17 protein-coding genes and 1 tRNA gene are annotated in these 19,940 nt (G+C 43.7%); 12 read left to right on the top strand and 6 right to left on the bottom strand.

Annotated features, from left to right (window positions below; genetic code table 11):
* Positions 1-175: 175 nt before the first annotated feature.
* Complete coding sequence (locus tag AC0VYG_RS18960) at positions 176-3,370, top strand: HD domain-containing phosphohydrolase (RefSeq protein WP_475429463.1); 3,195 nt, start codon at positions 176-178, stop codon at positions 3,368-3,370.
* 41 nt (positions 3,371-3,411) lie between these two features.
* Here AC0VYG_RS18960 and AC0VYG_RS18965 read toward each other — a convergent pair whose 3' ends face one another.
* The 3 genes from AC0VYG_RS18965 to AC0VYG_RS18975 form a co-directional block, all read right to left on the bottom strand.
* Entirely contained in the window at positions 3,412-4,848 is a 1,437-nt protein-coding gene (locus AC0VYG_RS18965; protein ID WP_475429464.1) for an amidase, read from the bottom strand.
* Between the two features lie 128 nt (positions 4,849-4,976).
* A complete protein-coding gene (locus tag AC0VYG_RS18970; RefSeq protein ID WP_475429465.1) occupies positions 4,977-6,221 on the bottom strand; it encodes an MFS transporter in 1,245 nt (414 codons plus the stop codon).
* A gap of 262 nt (positions 6,222-6,483) precedes the next feature.
* A complete protein-coding gene (locus tag AC0VYG_RS18975; RefSeq protein WP_475429466.1) occupies positions 6,484-7,452 on the bottom strand; it encodes a helix-turn-helix domain-containing protein in 969 nt (322 codons plus the stop codon).
* Between the two features lie 515 nt (positions 7,453-7,967).
* On the opposite strand from AC0VYG_RS18975, the gene AC0VYG_RS18980 reads away from it, so the two are divergent.
* The 7 genes from AC0VYG_RS18980 (at position 7,968) to AC0VYG_RS19010 (ending at position 12,845) form a co-directional block, all read left to right on the top strand.
* Complete coding sequence (locus AC0VYG_RS18980; protein WP_475429467.1) at positions 7,968-9,266, top strand: tyrosine-type recombinase/integrase; 1,299 nt, start codon at positions 7,968-7,970, stop codon at positions 9,264-9,266.
* Positions 9,259-10,113: a hypothetical protein gene (locus AC0VYG_RS18985; RefSeq protein WP_475429468.1), complete on the top strand. Its 855-nt coding sequence runs from the start codon at positions 9,259-9,261 to the stop codon at positions 10,111-10,113. The genes AC0VYG_RS18980 and AC0VYG_RS18985 overlap by 8 nt, the downstream gene beginning before the upstream one ends.
* An 84-nt stretch (positions 10,114-10,197) precedes the next feature.
* Positions 10,198-10,413 (top strand): helix-turn-helix transcriptional regulator, encoded by a 216-nt coding sequence (locus tag AC0VYG_RS18990; protein WP_475429469.1) that lies wholly within the window; start codon positions 10,198-10,200, stop codon positions 10,411-10,413.
* Positions 10,413-10,781 (top strand): hypothetical protein, encoded by a 369-nt coding sequence (locus tag AC0VYG_RS18995; protein WP_475429470.1) that lies wholly within the window; start codon positions 10,413-10,415, stop codon positions 10,779-10,781. Before AC0VYG_RS18990 ends, AC0VYG_RS18995 begins: the two co-directional genes overlap by 1 nt.
* 425 nt (positions 10,782-11,206) lie before the next feature.
* Positions 11,207-11,656, top strand: a complete 450-nt coding sequence (locus AC0VYG_RS19000) for a YagK/YfjJ domain-containing protein (RefSeq protein ID WP_475432559.1) — start codon at positions 11,207-11,209, stop codon at positions 11,654-11,656.
* Positions 11,657-11,705: 49 nt separating this feature from the next.
* Positions 11,706-12,242: a hypothetical protein gene (locus AC0VYG_RS19005; protein WP_475429471.1), complete on the top strand. Its 537-nt coding sequence runs from the start codon at positions 11,706-11,708 to the stop codon at positions 12,240-12,242.
* Positions 12,243-12,299: 57 nt separating this feature from the next.
* Entirely contained in the window at positions 12,300-12,845 is a 546-nt protein-coding gene (locus AC0VYG_RS19010; protein WP_475429472.1) for a hypothetical protein, read from the top strand.
* Positions 12,846-12,959: 114 nt separating this feature from the next.
* On the opposite strand, the gene AC0VYG_RS19015 is transcribed toward AC0VYG_RS19010, so the two are convergent.
* A tRNA-Ile gene (locus AC0VYG_RS19015) sits at positions 12,960-13,036 on the bottom strand.
* A 183-nt stretch (positions 13,037-13,219) separates the two neighbouring features.
* A complete protein-coding gene (locus AC0VYG_RS19020; protein WP_199477501.1) occupies positions 13,220-13,741 on the bottom strand; it encodes an isochorismatase family protein in 522 nt (173 codons plus the stop codon).
* A 108-nt stretch (positions 13,742-13,849) separates the two neighbouring features.
* On the opposite strand from AC0VYG_RS19020, the gene AC0VYG_RS19025 reads away from it, so the two are divergent.
* Positions 13,850-14,803, top strand: a complete 954-nt coding sequence (locus AC0VYG_RS19025) for a GlxA family transcriptional regulator (protein WP_475429473.1) — start codon at positions 13,850-13,852, stop codon at positions 14,801-14,803.
* Positions 14,804-14,847: 44 nt separating this feature from the next.
* Here the strand turns inward: AC0VYG_RS19025 and AC0VYG_RS19030 are convergent, their stop codons facing one another.
* Positions 14,848-15,579, bottom strand: coding sequence for a GntR family transcriptional regulator (locus AC0VYG_RS19030; RefSeq protein WP_475429474.1), 732 nt, complete (start codon positions 15,577-15,579; stop codon positions 14,848-14,850).
* Positions 15,580-15,811: 232 nt separating this feature from the next.
* Here AC0VYG_RS19030 and AC0VYG_RS19035 point away from each other — a divergent pair, with 232 nt between their 5' ends.
* Genes AC0VYG_RS19035 through AC0VYG_RS19045 form a run of 3 tightly spaced genes read left to right on the top strand, consistent with a single transcriptional unit; the run spans position 15,812 to position 19,912 of the window.
* Positions 15,812-16,630, top strand: coding sequence for an amidohydrolase family protein (locus AC0VYG_RS19035; protein ID WP_475429475.1), 819 nt, complete (start codon positions 15,812-15,814; stop codon positions 16,628-16,630).
* Positions 16,631-16,662: 32 nt separating this feature from the next.
* Positions 16,663-17,964 carry an SLC13 family permease gene (locus tag AC0VYG_RS19040; RefSeq protein WP_475429476.1) on the top strand — a complete coding sequence of 434 codons (1,302 nt, stop codon included), beginning with the start codon at positions 16,663-16,665 and terminating at the stop codon, positions 17,962-17,964.
* A gap of 52 nt (positions 17,965-18,016) precedes the next feature.
* Complete coding sequence (locus tag AC0VYG_RS19045; protein WP_475429477.1) at positions 18,017-19,912, top strand: methyl-accepting chemotaxis protein; 1,896 nt, start codon at positions 18,017-18,019, stop codon at positions 19,910-19,912.
* Positions 19,913-19,940 lie beyond the last annotated feature (28 nt).

Here is a 19,940-nt window from a genome sequence, read left to right on the forward strand (position 1 = left end):
ATACGTTATTAATTAATTAGGGACAAATGAGCCAAACGTAAAAGGCTCAGAAAATAGTAACTTGTCGTTTTCTTAGCATTAGCAAAAACAAAAATCGACTTCTGTGAATGAGTATGGTAGCTAGTTAACATAAGATGAAGAGTTCCACGCAGGAATCTTAAAGAAGGAAGTAGCCGTGACATCAAACAAACCTATAAACAAGCGCTATTCGATCAGGATTTTTGTCGCCAATATGTTTCTTATTGCGATTGTCGTCACAGCGACCGTGGCCATTGTTTTACAATATCATGCTAATAAAAAGATAGCCGTCGCTCATATGCTATCAAACCTAAATTTGATGTCGAATCAGATGAGTGACAATCTAAACAAAATCGATCGGGATGCTAGGAACACAGTCAGTCTACTCTCGAACCTGATTCAACCAAGCTTCTCCCAGGAAAGCGTCGAGCGCAAAAGCCGTTTGCTTGCTCAGCTACTCAAAAATCGTTCTGATTTTTATAGCCTCTATATTGGCGACAAGCGAGAGCATTTCTTTCAGCTCATTGACTTAAAAACATCTAAGGAAATACGCCAAAAAATGCGGGCATTACCCGATGACAAATGGGCTGCCATCGTCGTTAAGGATGGTCCGAATGGACGACAGCGACATACCTACTACTACTCAAGCACATTCCATTTAAATCACCAATACACACAAAGCAGTAACTTTTACCCCAGCGAACGTCCATGGTTTAGTACAGCCCCTAAAAATGGGGTCTATAAAACCAAACCTTACCTTTTTCAACATTTACAGATCACCGGCCAAACCTACTCACAACGAATTGGCGATACCGATCAAGTCATCGGTTTGGACATCCTGTTATCTTCCACCGCAAAGCAACTGGCCACCTGGTCTAAACTCTTATTTGAAGACGGCACCCAAAGCTTTCTGTTCCAACAACATGGTGAGATTATCGCCTCTAATCTGCAAAAGGCTCATGCCGTCTCCTTACCAAGGATAGCGCCATTACAACTTAGCAAAGAACAAAAAGAGAAGGTGGCACAATTAGGCAACCTGAAGGTATCGAACCAAAACGATTGGCGTCCATATGACTTTAGCGATTCAGGCTTACCGAGTGGGTACTTTATCGATTTAATGCAGATCGTCAGTGCCATGACAGGGCTAAAGTTTGACTACATCAATGGCTTTAGCCGTAACGAACTGTTGAAAAAATACCAACGTGGTGAAATTAATATTTTATTATCCGTACAAAAGTTTGGAACCGATGATATAAAAGGCTTATATAGCTCGCCACTACTGGACATTCCCTATGGCATCGCCAAGAAAAAAAGCGCTCCCCCCTTAACAGCCCTCAAGGACTTGGATAATCAAACCGTTGGTTACCTTAACCGCTGGGATATGGGCTCTACATTGGAAAAGCACTTTCCTCAGACCCATTGGAAAAAAGCAAGCAGCCAGCAACAACTGTTCTCTGAACTCGAAAATGGACAGATCGATGCCGTAATCGGCGCATCCCAGGCGCTAACGAACAGCATTAGAAATTTAGGATTAACCAACATAAAGGTGTATAAGAAGGTCACTGGCCTCAACGCCACGATCCCGAACCGTATCTATCTAGTTGGCCATGAGCAAAATAGATTCGCCATAGATCTCATTAACTCCGCTTTGGCACACATTACTTCCGCACAACGAGACGCCTTAAGCACCTCTTGGCTAAAGCCAACTTCCCAAGATCTACAAGATTATCTCAGTATTCCAATCACACAATTACTGGGTACCGTGAACCAGTCAAAGAAAAAGCCATTTGTGTTGTCTGAGGCAGACAATGGGACGAAATACTACGTTTTTACCAAACCCGTCGAAAAGGGAGCGTCTAACCCATCCTACCTCGCCGTCATCGTTCCAGAGAAAAAGCTCTATGAGCAAGCCACACAAGAAGCCTACCATTCCGCTTTGTTCAGTGCGGGTTTGATGCTGCTTATACTGCCCATTATTTGGTTATTAAGTTTGCCGATTGTTCGCCCTATAAAACAACTGCAATTGGAAACAGAAAAAATCAAGAAGAGGCAGTTTCAAGATATCACTCTCACCGATTCAAACATCACTGAGATTTGGAAGCTCTCTTGTTCGTTCCAAGAAATGGCCCAAGAAATCAAACAGCATGAGATCACTCAAAAAGAGTTTATGGAAGCCCTGATTCGTCTCATTGCGAACGCCATAGACAATAAATCCGCTCATACAGGCAACCACTGTCATCGCGTTCCAGAACTCGGGCTTATGCTATCAAATGCCCTCGAACAAGCCCTGGAAGGCCCTTACAAAGACTTTCACTTTGCCAACGACAATGAACGTAGCGAGTTTCGTATTGCGGCCTGGTTACATGACTGCGGCAAAATCACCATGCCTGAGCACATCATGGACAAAGGGGTTAAACTAGAATGCAACTATAACCGCATCCATGAAATTCGCACTCGTTTTGAAGTGTTATGGCGTGATGCCCAAATAGACTATTTACAAGCCATTTATATTGAACAGCAACCGTCAGATGTCGCCTTAAAGCACTGGCAAGCACGCCAAGCACAGCTGCAAGAACAATTTCATTTCATTGCCAAAGCCAATGTCGGCTCAGAATCCATGGGCAAAGAGGACATACAAAAAATCCAAGACATTGGTCGTCAGGTATGGACACGCCACTTTGACAATCGGATAGGGTTATCGCCTGCAGAAGAGCTACTGATTGCGGAACAAAATCAGACCAGTGAACAGAACCAGCGGGCAGCAGACCCTACCGTTGCTCAAGAAACCTTATTGTCCGACAAACCAGAGCACATTATCCCACGACCCAAAGACATTGAACTTGACCCTTCATTGGGCATCAACATGGACATACCAAAATACCAATACAACCTTGGCGAGCTCTACAATCTCACCATACGACGCGGCACCTTAACCGAAGAAGATCGTTTTAAAATTAAAGAGCATATGATCAGCACTATTAGCATGTTAGAAAGCCTGCCCTTTCCACCAGAATTGAGCCGAGTACCTCATTATGCCTCTACCCACCACGAGCGCATGGACGGTCAAGGTTACCCTCGAAAACTGAAAGCTGAGCAGCTGACGATACCGGATCGTATTCTGATGATTGCCGACGTTTTCGAAGCTCTCACGGCAGCGGATAGACCCTACAAAAAAGCCAATACGCTAAGCTCCGCAATCGACCTAATGTACAAAATGTGCCAAAAAGGCCACTTGGATATGACAATGTTCCGTTTCTTCTTAGAAAGTGGCACCTACCTTCAATACGCAGAACGCTTCTTACCAGAAAGCCAACGAGACGCGGTAGACATTAAAGCCTACTCCTTTGAGTAGGCTTTAATAGTATTCAACACTTAAGATCTTGGAGGATGGGATTAACGACAGGCATTTACAGGAGGTCTGTTATTCCACCAAGGTTGAAGTTGCTCTAATTGTGCTGCCAATGACAACAAAGTAGCATCTTCACCAAAACGTCCAACAAAATGCGCACCAAGCGGCAAATTATCTGGCGTCCAATACAAAGGTACCGACATAGCAGGCTGACCTGTACCATTGAATATGGCCGTGTATGGTGAGTAAGAATGGCTTAGTTGGATAAACTCTTCGATTGATTTGCTATCGTCTTGCAGGTTCAGCTCACCAATTTTTACGGGGGAACGGGTCAAGGTTGGCGTAAGAAGCACATCATAATCCTGCATAAAGTTGGCCATTATACGGCCTAATCCATGCATATAAGTCACGGCATCCACATACTGTACGGCGGAAATACTGCCTTTGTCGCGAATAATAATGCGCGTACTAGGCTGCAAAGCCTCATCCGACACAGGAGTTCCGCTCATATTACCAATCATTTCTACATAGCTTTTGACACTCGGTCCAATAATGTCGAACGCTCGATCGAAGAAAGTCATTAGATCCACAGGAAGTTTAGCGGTTGTAACATGGTGACCTAACTCCTCACACAACTTAGCAGCATGCTGTTGTGCTACGTTTGCCTCTTTAGAATTCGGCCAAGGGGACAAACTATCGATCATTGCAATACGAAGTGGACGAAGCGGTTTACTCAAAGATGAAACAAACGATTCTTCTTGGTAGGGAGCCGCATAGGGCGCTCCTAAGTCGCTTCCAGCGGCGACATCCAGCAACCCTGCACTATCGCGAACCGACAAGGTCAACGCATGAGCAATACTCATACCCGCCCAGCCTTCACCTACCATAGGGCCAGATGGCACCAAACCACGAGTAGGTTTTAAGCCAAAAATACCACAACAAGAAGACGGTACACGGATCGAACCACCTCCATCGTTACCATGGGCAAACGGCACCGCACGAGCAGCCACCAACGCCGCTGAGCCACCGCTTGACCCGCCACTGCTGTGCTCGGTATTCCACGGATTGCGAGTCGGCCCAAACAGGCTTGACTCAGTAGTATAAGCGGTACCGAACTCTGGTGACGTTGTTGTCCCAACAAACACACAGCCCGCTCCGCGTAAACGACTGGTGTGATTGTCGTCTATTCCCAAACGCACACCACCAACAGCTAAAGAGCCGTTAGTTGTTTTAGCCTCTTTGATCGGTGCAAATAGATCCTTCACCAACGTCGGAATCCCCATAAAAGGCCCATCAGCGCATGTCGCTTCTCTGGCTGAATCATAGAGTTTTTCCGCGATGCCATTCAAACTCGGGTTCACTTTTTCAATACGCTCAATACACGTTTCCAACAATTCCTTTGGCTGAACTTCTTTTTGTTTGACCAGGTTTGCTAACGCTGTGCCATCATAGTTGTCTAATAATTCATGAAAATCGCTCATTTTGTACCCTTAACGTCTAATGTCGATGGCGCTGTTCTCACAGCGCCATCTTATTGCTGTATGTATTCTACTGATGAACTCACACGCTAGTTCACTAACGCTGCGTGCTTATTAACGCCAGATATCGATTAAGCGGCTGTTTTGCCATCGCTCAATATGGCGGTTTTTTCTCGAGAAAAAATCCAAACGAGTAGCCAAAAACCAGCCAGAGCAAAACCAAAGTAGCCCATAAATTCCACGCCAATGTTGATACTCACGCCCGTCACTGCCAAGATAAAACTAACAACCAACGGGCTGACAAACTGCCCCAAATACAAGCTTGATGTAAAGCCACCAATACCACGTCCACGGGCGTGTTTTGATAAGCTCTTCATCACAGAGGCCATCACATTAGGCACTAACAAACCAGCACCCACGCCATGTATGACCACACCAAGTAACATCATTTCATAGGTTTTAGAGGTAGAAAGTATCCAAAGCCCAAGTCCAAGCGTACCAAACAAAAGAACGTTACAGCCATTAATACCAAGCATCTTACGACATAGAGTCCAAATCAAAGACCCAACTAAGGTGGCCAATAAAGCAATCCCTGCTGTAGAACCAATTTGTGTTGTCGAGGTGATGCCAATATGTACCTGTAAAATCGGCGCTTGAATGGTTTCCACAAAGACTAACACCATACCAAAGAAGATCATCAAATAACTAATGACTAAGGAGACGACATTCATTCCTTCCTCGTCGTCATCGGAAGCAACCGCCACCTTTTCAGCCTCTCTTGCTTTCTTCGCTGGCTCCCACAGCACCTTCATCATAAGAGGCACTAATACGAGAGGTAACAAGTACAAGAAGAACGGCGTACGCCAAGAGTGCTCGCCCATGGCACCACCAATAGGAAAGAACACCGATCCCACCACACCGATGGCAATAACCTGGTAATTAACAAACTTCAGTCGCTCATCATCCCGCCAATAATCGGCAATCAAAGTCGTACAACAAGTCATAATGGTGGCTTCCGCCAAACCAAATAACAGGCGAGATAACACAATACTGGAAAGGTTATTAAGAAGCGCTGGTGCCACCCCCAAAAAAGCATAGAGAAACGTGGCGATAATCAACAGGTTTTTACGACCCACTTTATCCGCTAGCCAACCAGCTAACGGGGCGAACACGGCAATCGCTAAAGCTGGAATTGAAATAGCCAAAGGGATCAATACATCGGCATGAGGATCTACGGGGCCAAAATGGGCTCCCAGCTTAGGGATAATCGGTGCGATCATCACAGAGCCAACAATGGTCAAGCTACTGCCTAACGCAATAACCAACCCCTCCCGACGACCTGCGGGCGCGTGCTGAGAAGACGTCATATTAGACATAGGCCTTCTCCTTTCGCGTAATATTCAGAGAAAGTGTGTTCAAAAAAGATCGAAGAGAAAAAGGAGAGAGAGTCCCAAAAGCTGACCTCTCTTTAGTTTCATTCATTGCACTCGTATGAAGTGAATACATCATCGTTTGCTCCTATTGTGTTTTTGTAATGTCAATTTACATTACAAAAAGAAGCCGAATGAGGTTATCCGTTATTAGCAAAAGTGATGTAAAGAAGGGAAATAAAATCAGTAGTCAGGCACACAATCCACATTAAACATAACGTTTTTTTAAAGTATCCGAAGGTAACTCACCAAATAATTGACGGTAATCCCCCGCAAAACGGCTCAAATGTAAAAAACCATTTTTCGCTGCCGCGTCCTGTACAGAAGAGACATCAGGTGACAGTAATAAGTCACGATGCACAGCATTAAGTCGAAGAATGCGTAAATAGGTAACAGGGTTGATACCCAAGGTTTCCTGAAAACAGTATTGCAACTTGCGTCTACTGGCACCTATCATGTTACAGAGCTCAAAAATGGTCGGCGGTTCATCCATTCTAGACAACACGTAATCCCGCGCCCTGTCCACGACTCGCTTACGCGCGGTTTGATCTATCAACTGAGGCTCTTCTTTATCCACTATTTCCAACAAATGCTGAAAAATAGCATTACGAACGCCTAAGCGCACAGGCTCATGGCTCAAAAAATCCAAACTACTATGCGGCGTCATCACTGTGTCTAACAACCCCACTAGCTCTCGCGTATTGTGACAAGGCATTAACCGATGACAATAGGCCTGATCGGTAAAATCAAAAGCAATTTTCTGTTCCTGTAATACCTGCTGAAACAGGCTCGTTGGGACATTAATGACAACAACATCCGTATTTTTAGGCGTCTTTAGTTCAGGCAAACAGCCGTGGGACACTAATAAGTGAGTAAAATCAAAGGCATGCCCATCACAGTAAAACGCCTCATGTTGCTCCATCATTGGCACACTAAATGAGACGAAACTCGCATCCATCACCCCATTTTTTACCACTTCCTGATTCACCTTCTCCCGCTGAAGTAGCATTCCTTCCAAGGATATTTCCGTCAAACTGCCTTCAAAAGCACCAGACGAGATCTGATCGTAATCTGCTTCCCAACCGTTAAAATTATTAACATGCTCTTCAACATCATTGGATTGAAAAGTGCACAAAAAAGAATCTGAAAAGGTACTATTAGTAACAGTTTTAAGCATGGAACACCTTTATTTACGGTTATTATTGAACACTTAATAACCAATGCAAAGGCTGTACCCAGAAAGCGTCACAAAAGAAACTTTGCCAAAAACGGATAGTCCTTAATAACCCCCAACAAAAACTAGCATGCCAAAACAAACAGAAAAATGCTGAAAAACACCTGTTTCAGACTGTGCTTTATGGGGAGTGATATAAGAAAAATATAGATGATTAGAGCAATGAACGCCATTTTAGAAACAAAAAAGCCCTAGCAAGTACTAACCTGCTAGGGCTTATTTTATATGGTGGGCCTGCCCCGACTTGAACGGGGGACCTGCCGATTATGAGTCATGATAATACTGTTTACCAACCATTCTCATAAAACCCAAAAAAAAGACAAAACCACATATTAGTCAACACCTTACAATCAATTATAGTTCTCACCTTTTATTATGGAATAGCATTAAGGTACACTCTTACTTGACTAACTACTTGACTATAAAACCGTATAGTCAAGTAAGCATGGGGAAGAGTGATGCTCACAGCGAACGAGATAAAAGGACTAAAGCCAAAAACTAAACCGTATTACGTTTGGGACTCAAACGGTGAGCGCGGGACAGGGACGCTAGGTATTCAAGTAACCCCAAAGGGGAGTAAGCGTTTTGTATTTCGCTTTTTCATTGATGGCAAAGCCCAATTCATTCAATTAGGTCAATTCCCTGAAATATCTCTAATATCAGCGCGAGCTAAGAAAAAAGAGCTCGGCTCAATACTCATTCAAGGCATCAACCCAAAAGAAAGCCTAGAAGCCACCAGAAAGGCCACAGAGCACGAAAAAAGAGAAGAGGCTCGCAAAGGTTCAATAGAACAATTATTCAACGCCTATACCGCTCAAATGGCGAAAGATGCCAAACGCACACATAAAGCCGTGTTGAGTGCCTTAGAAAAAGAAGTCTATCCTCACATTGAAAAAACAGTAAAAGCAAAAGATGTGACCAGTCACGATTTAATGATAGTGCTCGCGGCTATGATTAAACGGGGCGCGGTAACACAATCAAATCGAGTTCGTAGCTATATCATTGCGGCCTTTAATTACGGCCTAAAACATGACCACGATCCAGCAAACTTTATTGACGAAGCAAAGTTTGGTTTAACCCTCAACCCTGCGGCCGCCATCCCCAAACAAAAAGACGGTGAACGTGTTGGGGAGCATTACCTTACCCTCATTGAAGTAAAACAACTGTTAGCCGATGTAGGCAACGAGTACGAACGCTTTAAAATGGGCGACACCATCCGCAACCTAATCAGCTTTTGTTTTTATACAGGTGGGCAACGGCCTTACGAGTTAGCCGCGTCTCAATGGTCATCCGTTGACTGGGAACAAAAAACGCTGCTTGTCCCTGCGGACATATCAAAGAACAAACGCCCTCACCTAATACCGCTCACAGAAAGCGCATTAGCAGCACTAGAGCGTCAATTTGAAGCCAGAACAGACAACCCTTTTATATTTCCCCATAGGCTCAATACAAGCGAGCACATACGCCCAGATTCATTATCACAAGCCATTACACGCTACCGAGAAAACACGCCAACCATACGCCCCTTTGTGCCTCGTGACATTCGCAGAACCTGCAAAACCCTTATGGGGGAAGCTGGGATATCAAAAGCCATACGTGACCGCCTACAAAATCACGCCCTGAGTGACGTATCAAGCAAGCACTATGACAGATACGAGTATTTGCCTGAAAAACGTAGAGCTTTAGAAGCATGGGAAAACAAACTGAACATGACAAGTAACAACACGGTAGTAATGTTTCGAGGGATTCATGGATAAACAACTAGAAGATATATTAAATAGAATTGAAATTAAATTTCACAGCCAATCAGACAAAGAAGAACTTAAAAAAATTGCAGAAACACTCTATAACCAATTCAATGATAAATTTACGAGAGGCATGAAGAAGGCAAAAAGTAAGAGGCGCACAAAGCTCAAAGACTGGGTTAGCAACGAGCATACCGCATGGAGAGATAAGCAACTAGAGGAAGATCTAAGGAATGAATTCCCTCAATACGGCATAGAAACCTTAATTGTTGAAAGGTTGATATCTGGAGCGGTTCATATGGTTGAGTCACAACCAATCTATTCTTCTGAGAAGATAGATCAAACTTGGCATGAAATTAAAAATAAATTAATACAAACAAATAATGATAAAGAAGAAATTTATCAGAAAATAAAAGATATAAAAGACTTGTCTGTGTTAGTGGACAAAGTAGCTAGCTCTCCTCGTTTTGTAAACTCATGGATTGGAAGTAGTGAGTACTCCTCTGATGAGCTAAAAAAGCAACTAGATCATATTTCGCATATGGTAACCATTATTAGCCACCTAAACTTTAATAATAACTCTCCAAATCAACTAAGCGAAGATCCAGAAATACGTTATATAGAGTACGTTATTGGATTCTATACAGAAGAATTTGGAATAGCAGCCCCAGACTATTTGTTTGAATGCTTCGCACTAATAGAAGAATACTATACTTACCCGAAAAGTGAACAAGTAAGACTGAGTCGACAGAAGTTAAATGAGCGGTTAAAAAGAAAAATAAAGGAAAGCAAGGAAAACAGCAAAAAATATGGAGGGGCATTACTCAAACAATTGGGAATTACAAGGGACAAAAATTGATTAATCTATAGTTCTTGTCCTTTGAGGAGGACATCCAAAAACCGTCAAATAGCCACTCCTAAGAACGAATAAGGCAACTTATATATGGCTATTAATCATTTACACAATCACCCCCACGAACGCATATTATCACTTGACGAAGTAAGCCAAATTATGGGGCGCAGTAAAAAAACCATTTGGCGTTGGTGGGCAAAAGAAAAATGCTTTCCTGAACCAATTCAAGTAAAGGGTCGTTCTATCGGGTTTAAACAGAGCGACATCGATGCCTTCCTAACTGAGAAATGTAAGGAGGTGATTTGATGCTTTATCAAAACCGTATTACCCAACTAGGCTGGCCGAAATACAGAGACCAGTACCAAATCCATTATCTTATAGAACTCTTAACCAAAGGCTACTCCCCTGACACGCGGAAGTGTCGCTTTGTTGGAATAGGAAACCTTCACAGCTTATTACCACAGCTAGAGAGAAAGCGATTTCCTTTCACCAAAGCCATGCGAAAAACAAAAGACCCAGTGACAGGGAAAACCCCTAGCAATGAAGTCTTAGTGGTTTGGATGACTGAGGAGCAAAAACAAAAATGGATTGAGCGACAAAATGAAAATGGAAATGGAAATGGAAAAATACAGACGTTGACGAACAGTATAAAAAAGCCCAAGCCAAGGCTATAAAAGCCCTTAACCTGAGCAATCATTGATAAAACCGCTGGTGGCTTGAGCCGTCAAACCTAGCCACCAGCATTCCAAGAATATTCTATAAACCATTGAAAAACCAATCGACTCTAAAAGCATTTTTGTAGTGTCATCCAATGAACCCCTATTCCGAGGTTTTTACCCTTTATTTTCTAGTGACGAATAAGGTCCTAGAAAAAAACAACTTCTTAGGTCATTGGAAGCAACCAGTATGTGAGTACTAACTACAAAAACCATTTTGTCGGGGGTATTTCATAATATCTATGGTGTCTTTAATGAAATATCTATCTACCAATCCCTATATCAAAATGGATTGTCAAATTTGGTCAATCAAGGCAGACCCAGACAAGGGCCATTCAATTTACACGGAGCAGATGAAAAGCATCATTAGACAAGTCAACATCATGTGTAGCAATTATCGTAGGGTATTTTGGATCGTCTTTGACTTACATATGCCACACGATAGCTATACAGCATGTAACGAAGTAATAAGCCGATTTATGAAAAGCGTTAGTCGTGTCATCAAATCTAAATATATGGTTAAAGAGATAGGTTATTGCTGGTGTCGGGAAATGGAAAAAGCCAAGCAGCAACATTACCACTTTATGATCATGCTAGATGGTAAGGCTATCAGACACCCAGATACGCTTTTTGAAGTCCTTTCTAAGCATTGGGCAAAAGCTAGTCATGGTGGCAAAACATGGATGCCTAAAAACTGCTATGGGAAAATACTAGAGGCCGACGTTCAGGAAAAACAAAAACTCATTGATCGAGTGTCTTATCAAGCGAAAGGGCGCGGTAAAGGCCACCGAGACAGACAAGCCAAAGACTACAGCACTAGTAGGCTCAAGTAATGCTAAGATAAATTTAACAAAAAATGGTTATTTACAAGGATAGCAAATCATGACGAAAATCTATTGTACTCAATGTGGTCAACCACTTTCTATTTCTGCCAAACAATGTACTGAGTGTGGGAACCAATACCCGTTTAAAACCCTTACACTCAATGCTAAAGACTCGAAGCCATACGACTCAAAAGAACTAAAAGCATTTCGAAAAGCTGGTGGAAAAGTAAAAACGTCATGGTTTCAAAAGATCGTGACCCTAGGTTTTATTTCTTTGATTTTATACTGGATATTCTCGCCATCTACGCCCTTAACTCCAGAAGAGCAAGCCGCTGAAACCAAAAGACAACTTGAAAGTTCAGCTCGGCATGCTTGCCAATACCAGTTAGAAAAAAGGTTATATGTTCCCGACAGCGTGGAATATTCATTAGACCTCAATGACAGAATAGTAATAAATCAGGGGAACAATAACTGGTTTGTTCAACTGAACTACAAATCAAAGAACAGAATGGGCGTCATGCTGAGAGGACAAGTCCAGTGTAGCTTAATACATAAAGGCGATAATTTTATAGTCACTGGGATATCTAGCAAGTAAGTAAAACCTAACATTTCCTAAGATATTATAACGTTAGCCAATTAATTTGGGTGCCTTATGGCTTATATAATTGAGAAACACAATCAAATTAAAATAAACCAGATCCGTAAATTCTTGAGGCGTGGCAATGGCTTTAGTACGACTTTTTCAAGGAATGGGAATATAGAGCAAAAGCTTAATGCCTACTGGAAAAACGATCACCTCATTTTTGAGTGGTTCAAGGAAGGTAAGAAGCTAACCCAAGAAACCTACCTAGCGAAAAGTAAAACAAATTTTGGAAGTGATCGTCTTTGGTGGAAGTGCCCTAAATGCTCGCGTAAATGTGGCGCATTGTTTGACTATGGCGGTGTATGGTGGTGTCGAGTCTGCGGAAACCTCAAGTACCAAACAGAGAGCGGCAATAAGAATGAACGCGTATGGCCTAAAGTTGATCGTTTATTAGATAAGTGCCAATACCGTGAATATTTAACACGTATAGACACGTTAGAAGACTGTAACAAGCCTAAGTGGATGCGCTGGAAAACATGGGAGCCACTTAAAAAAAGGCATAATCAGCTTATCGGTGACGCTTTTGATCGAATTATGGAAATAACGAAAAGATAATCTATGAATAAAAAAGCAGGTTAACCTTCTGCTTACTTGACTAAGTACTTGACTATATTTAGTAAGCAATAAAAAAGGCGTAGTAGGCACTAACCTGCTACGCCTTATTTTATATGGTGGGCCTGCCCAGACTTGAACTGGGGACCTGCCGATTATGAGTCGGATGCTCTAACCAACTGAGCTACAGGCCCTAAATGCGAGGCAGATTATATCGACATGCGTCGACCTTGCCAAGGAGCAACTGACATTTTTATGCAATAAATCTGCGAAAGTCATTGATTCTCTGGCTATTTATTAACCACTCACCTTTCTGCATTCGAAAATGCCGGTTTACACACAGTCTAAAACGCTTGTAAGCGCTTCATGCTGTTATATTAGTTAGGACGTTCGAAGGCGTATTTCAGGTCAGTAAATTTTACTTTTGTCTTGATCGCGTCCAGAGCGATTAGGTGCAACAACTCTTCACGGGTCGTGCAGGCATCCGACAGAATGCTAACTTGATAAGGGTCGGCATCATCTGAAATAGCAGTATGCGTCACACAGTTTTGTGTCATCATGCCGCAAACCACCAGACGATCCACTTCTAAATCGTTTAACAGCTCGGTTAAGTTGGTGTCTTGGAAAGCATCGGCATGTTCTTTGGTGACGATGGGGGCATCTGGCGCGGCGTCTAGAATGGCTTGATGAAGCTTAACGCCCTGCGTCCCCGCCACAAAAAAAGGCGATTCCTCATCCGATACATGCTGAACCAGCACAACAGCGGCATCTTGTTCTTTTGCTGCATGGATAGCGCTTACTATCTCATTTAGTGTGTTGTCAGCATTCCAAAGTGGAAACTTTCCATTGTCGAAATAATCGTATTGAGGGTCGATAACTAATAAGGCAGTACGGCTCATTTTACTCTCCTATTGATGGTGAATTCATAGGATCTCAAAAAGATGGATTCCATTGCAGTGTCAAATTTGCCATATTAAGGGCTTAAAATGACAAAGTGACTCTTCCCTATGACACAGTATCATATTGCGGTGATCGCCTATAAAGATTGCCTCTTATCCGCTGCGTACGGTTTTGCTGAAATATTCGAGCTAGCCAATGAGGCCTGCGAGGCTGCCAACTTGCCTATTCATCTGACAACCCATAGCTTAGATGAAAACAACATCCTCGTAGCAACGGAAGATCCGCAGCATAAGGAGGCTTTCCATGCTATCTTGCTGCCACCCAGTCTAAAGCAAACGAGCTACAGTAAAACGAACCCTCTGATTAAGGACTTTTTAATCCACCAGCATAAGCATGGCGCCATACTGTGCAGCGCTTGTGCGGGGGCGTTTTTCTTAGCGGACACAGGGATCACGGATAAACGAGTGATGACGACTCACTGGGCACTGGAAAGTGCTTTTAGAGAGCGCTTTCCTAAGCAACCAGTGGATGCCTCTAAGATTCTGATTAATCAAGGGGATGTTATTACCGCAGGTGGGATGATGTCTTGGCTCGATTTGGCGTTGGAATTGGTGCAAGCCTTGACCAATACACATATTGTACGTCAGCTTGGCAAAACCTTAGTCGTCGACACAGGCAAAAGAGAACAGCGCTATTATCAGCAGTTTCAGCCAAGTTTTGATCATGGTGATGGGGCGATTCTAACGGTCCAGCACCATTTACAAGGACATTATGCGCACGTTCAGCGTACGGATACTATGGCACAGCTGGCCAACCTTACCCCCAGAACCTTTTTACGCCGCTTCGCCAAATGCACCGGACTGAACCCAAATGAGTACTTACAGCGGCTGCGCATTCAAGTGGCCTGCGATACCTTGGAACAAACCACGCTACCGTTTGAGACCATTGCATTACAAGTTGGCTATGACGACGTTGGTAGTTGCCGCAAAGCGTTTCGCAAAATAACAGGGCTAACACCCAGTGCCTTTCGTCAGCGGTTTGTATCGCCAATACCCCATTGACTCAAAGGCGAGCTCGTGACGTCGTGCAAAGGTCTCAGTCAGTATTAATTGATTTCTATCTGATAACGAAACGTATCAGCAGAGCCTCGCGACACACGATATTCAATGGGGGTTTTATCGAACCCTAACGCAAGACGTTCAATCACCGCAACAGGGTGACCTGTTTCTATTTTTAAAGCACTTGCCGTATCATCATCCGCACATTCTATGGTTAAGGTCTCGGTTGCCGATGCGACCAGTAAACCATAGTGTTTTTCATAAAAAGGATAGAGCAAGCTGCCGATCTCATTGCTATCAATATCCACTAAGCTGGCAAAGAGTATCTCTGGGAGCCAAATATCCTCTGTGAGTACGACCACGCCTTTTAGAAACCGTAGGCGTTTCAGGTGAATCGCTAATTGATTCGCTTGCAAATTCAGAGCAGTGCTCGCCTCTTCCGGCGGGACTTGTAATGTTTTTGACAGAATAAGACTCTCAGGGACAATAAAGCTACCATCGGCAGGTTGCTGACGAAAAAAACGGAATAAAGAGGTATTAAAATCGGGGCGTCGCACAAAGGTTCCCCGTCCTTGACTGCGATAGAGCAACCCGTCGTTCACTAAGGTATCCACCGCTTTACGAATGGTACCAATGGCCACACCATATTGTTTGGTTAACTCTGCTTCTGTTGGAATCGCAGTATCAGGCAACCACGTTCCTCGACTGATTTTCTCAAGAATCTCTTCACGAACTTGTCGGTAGAGCGGTAGTCGCTCATCACGCTTTATAAATGCCATAACCGTACCTACGACCTAGAATCTGTCTATTTTAGTCTTAGAGCCGATAAGCGTCTATGACTAAATATTGTCTAACACACCCAGCTTTTTACCCTTCGCTGAACAATAAACCACCCGATTCATATACATGAATATTGACTTAATCAAGACACAGACCTATAGTTACGCCCAATTCATATATATGTTTATGAAATAATATTGAGTACGTTATTTTTACCAAATGAGCCCTTTTATGAGCCACTCTTCTTTGCCCATTACTGGTATAGACACCCACGCGCATATTTTTCGTAGCGACTTACCGTTAACGCAAAACCGTCGCTATACACCCAAATACAACGCACTGGATACTGAGTTTATCGAACTATTTCAGCGTCATCACTTTTCACACGGCGTGTTAATTCAGCCAAGTTTTTTGGGATCAGACAACCATTTCATGGTTGAATCACTAAAAGCGCACTCAGAGAAATTAAGAGGTATCGCTGTCGTTGAACCAAGCATAAGCGACAGCGAATTAGACGAGTTAGCAGATGCCGGCGTCGTCGGTATTCGGCTAAACCTGATAAAGAAAACACTAGCAGAGTACACCACCCCCGTGTGGCGAACTCTGTTTGGTAAATTGGAAAAAAGAAACTGGCAAGTCGAGATACAGCGTGAAATTGATGATCTTCACCTCATTTTACCCATTATCCTCGACTCAGGCGTGGACGTCGTCATCGATCACTTCGCCCGCCCTACCCATGGTATTCATGTTGATAATCCAAATCATCTCGCGTTCTTACAGCTGTTGGAAAACGCGCCCATTTGGATCAAACTGTCTGCCACCTATCGGGCGAATGCCACACTTGAACAAGCCAAGGAGATGTTAAGTCTATTGCGAAAAGCTTATGGTCATTCAGATCGCTTTTTGTGGGGCAGCGACTGGCCACATACACAGTTTGAAACACGAACTCAATACAGTGATCAAGTCGATATCGTTCATGCCCTGCTAAGCGACCCTGACGAACGACATAAAGTTCTCGTAGAGAACCCTACTCGCTGTTTTAAGTTTTAAACATTTAATAGTCAAAGTTAGGAATTATAACAATGATAAGCTTATTCGTGGTTGGCAGTATCGTGCTGGCCATCGTCCTTGGATATAAGACTCGAATTAATATCGGCCTTTTCGCAATTGCTTTCGCTTATTTGATTGGCTGTTTTGGCATGGGGTTATCGCCAACCGCCATTATCAAAATGTGGCCCTTAAAAATCTTCTTTATTATCTTCTCTGTCTCGCTTTTCTACAGTTTTGCCACCATTAACGGCACATTAGAAAAGCTAGCGGAGCATTTAATGTACCGTTGCCGTCGTTTCCCTCACCTTTTGCCTTACGCTATTTTTATTACAACATCCATTATTGCCGCGTTGGGCGCAGGCTATTACACAGTATTGGCCTTCATGGCACCAATCACCCTGTTACTTTGCCAAAGAACAGGAATGAGCATGATTATTGGCGCGATGTCTGTCGGTTACGGCGCACTAACGGGTGCCAACTTTATGTCTAGCCAGAGTGGTATTATCTTCCGTAGCATCATGGCAAACGCTGGCGTCACTGATAACCAAGCCTTTGTGAACTCCATTGGTATTTTCGTAAGTACTTTGATCATTCCCTTTATCGTTCTCACGGCGCTGATTTTCTTTACGAAACATCGCTCTTCTATGGCAAGCTCTGACTACCAAGCAGAAAAGCCAACGCCCTTTAATAGAATACAACGTCAAACCTTAACGTTGACTCTTGTGATGATGGCCTTGGTGTTGATTGCTCCAATCGCACATTTGATCGCACCTGCCAACCATACAATTGCCTTCATTAATTCAAAAATGAACATTGGCTTGATCGCCAGTGTCTTTGCTGTGATTGCTCTATTGCTCAAACTAGGCGACGAGCGTAAAGCGATTGCCTCGCTTCCTTGGGGCACTCTTATTATGATTTGCGGTGTAGGCATGCTGATTTCTGTGGCCATCAAAGCGGGCACCATCAACTTATTAGCCTCTTGGATTGGAACATCTATACCGGCTTATTTAGTGCCTGTTGCCTTTGGTGTGGTTGCCGCGTTTATGTCACTATTTGCCAGCACGCTAGGGGTGGTTACGCCAGCCTTGTTCCCCATTGTTCCCTCCATTGCGCAAAACTTATCTATTGATCCTATGATGCTGTTTATCTGTATCGTTGTGGGCGCTCAAGCAACCGCTATTTCGCCTTTTTCTTCAGGTGGCAGCCTTATTCTAGGAGCCTGTCCAAATGAAGAAAGCCGCAACAAACTGTTCCCTCAGCTACTATTTCGCGCAGCACCAATAGGCTTTATTGCCGCCCTAATTTATAACCTTGTCATCACTTTCGCAATTTAATTTATCAACAAAACATGGCGCTGGCCGCGCCATGTTTTATCTGGAGTTTTGAATGACCCTTTCTCTACGCACTCGCCTATTGAGTGTCAGTATACTCTCACTGGTTATCATCACAGGGTATCTCGTATCCGAAACCGCCTCATCCTTAACGGAACAAATGCACAACACCCTGCTGTCGGACATTAGCCATACGGCCAATGCCTATGGCAACAATGTCAGTGACTGGCTGGACAGCCACAAAAAAACCACGGCGTCACTCGCACATACACTTGAAAACCATCCTGACCTATCTCCTTATCCAGCCATTCATCAAGCCTATGAATCTGGTGGGTTCTCCATCGTCTACTATGGTAACAACGATGGTAAAATGTATCGCCAAGACCCAGCATTAGATGCGAAGCGTCCAAATTACGATCCCAGACAAAAAAGCTGGTACAAAGAAGCCATGAGTGTCGGTAAGGCGGCGACCTATGGCCCAACGATGAGTTCAACAACGAAAGAGCTATCTATTCGTTTGGCCGCACCAGTTTATAAACAAGGAACGCTATTTGGTATCGTTGGTGCCAACCTAACCTTGAATCAATTATCCCAACAGCTTGCAGAAATGACCATTCCAGGCCATGGTAAAGCCATGATTGTCTCGACTAAAAATGTCATTATTGCTGACCCAAACCCTAAGCAAGTCATGAAAAAAGCCGCCTCTATCTCTCCTCTTTTCACCTCTGCTTCTTTAGAAAAGATGGACGCTGAAAACGCATTGGAAGAAGCGAATCTCAATGGTAAAACCGTCTTTACCTATGTCCATAAAATTCCCGATACCGATTGGTTGTTGGTCTTTAGCATGGACAAGAAAATGTTAATGGAACATGTGTACAGTGTTATTACGCGTCAGTTAATTATTGCCGCGATCTTAATCATCGCCTTTATCGTCTTCTTGTATTGGCTATTTAAAGTATTATTCAGTGATTTGAATCGTGTCTCGACTGCCTTGCAAGAAATATCAAAAGGAAAAGGCGATCTACGGGCTCGTATCGAAGTCAAACACATGGATGAAATCGGTATACTTGCGACTGGGTTTAATGACTTTGTTAGTCACATGCATGGGGTAGTTGAACGCCTTAAAGGCATGTCTAATGATCTGGCTGTAGAAGCGAAAAACGTTGCCCATTCTGCAACAGAAAGCGCCTCTCGAGTGAATACGCAACAGCAAGAAATTGATATGGTTGCATCTGCGGTCACCGAGATGGCCACCGCGACGCACGAAATTGCTGGCAATGCTGAACAAACCGCAAAAGCTGCTACCGACTCCGTTAAATTAGGTGAAATGGGCAGCCAACAGGTCCAACAAAGTCGCAACTCGATTTACGAACTGGCCAATGAAGTCAATCTCGCGACAGAACAAATTGCCGCTTTGGATCATCATGCCCAGCAAATCAGTGGCATCCTCTTGACCATTACGGGAATTGCCGAACAAACTAACCTGTTGGCACTTAACGCCGCCATTGAGGCGGCTCGTGCTGGGGAACATGGCCGTGGCTTTGCCGTCGTAGCGGACGAAGTACGTACCCTGTCTCAGCGCACCCATGCGTCGACAGAAGAAATTCAGAAAATGATTGAGCTGCTGCAAGAGCAAACCACGAAAGCCGTGAAGTCCATGGGAAACAGCAGTCAAAAAGTACAAACCAGTGTACAAGACGCGGATGCGGCCACGGAATCCTTGAAAGAAATCGCCAGCGCCATAATCAGTATTTCTGACATGGCGACTCAGATTGCCACCGCAGCGGAAGAACAAACCGCCGTAACAAATGAGATCAGCCAAAACGGTGAAGTCATTCGTCAAATGGCCACACAACTAGCACAAGAAAGCAAGGTTGGTGAAGACCAGTCGAAACGCTTAAACCACTTGGCTAGCCAAGTAGATCACGAAGTCGGACAGTTTCGGATTTAATGCTCAGCCCTAAACGAACTAAGCTCGC

This window comes from Marinomonas sp. 63XJN7_7_ISO-PGPR-S23-202 (genome assembly GCF_056173505.1).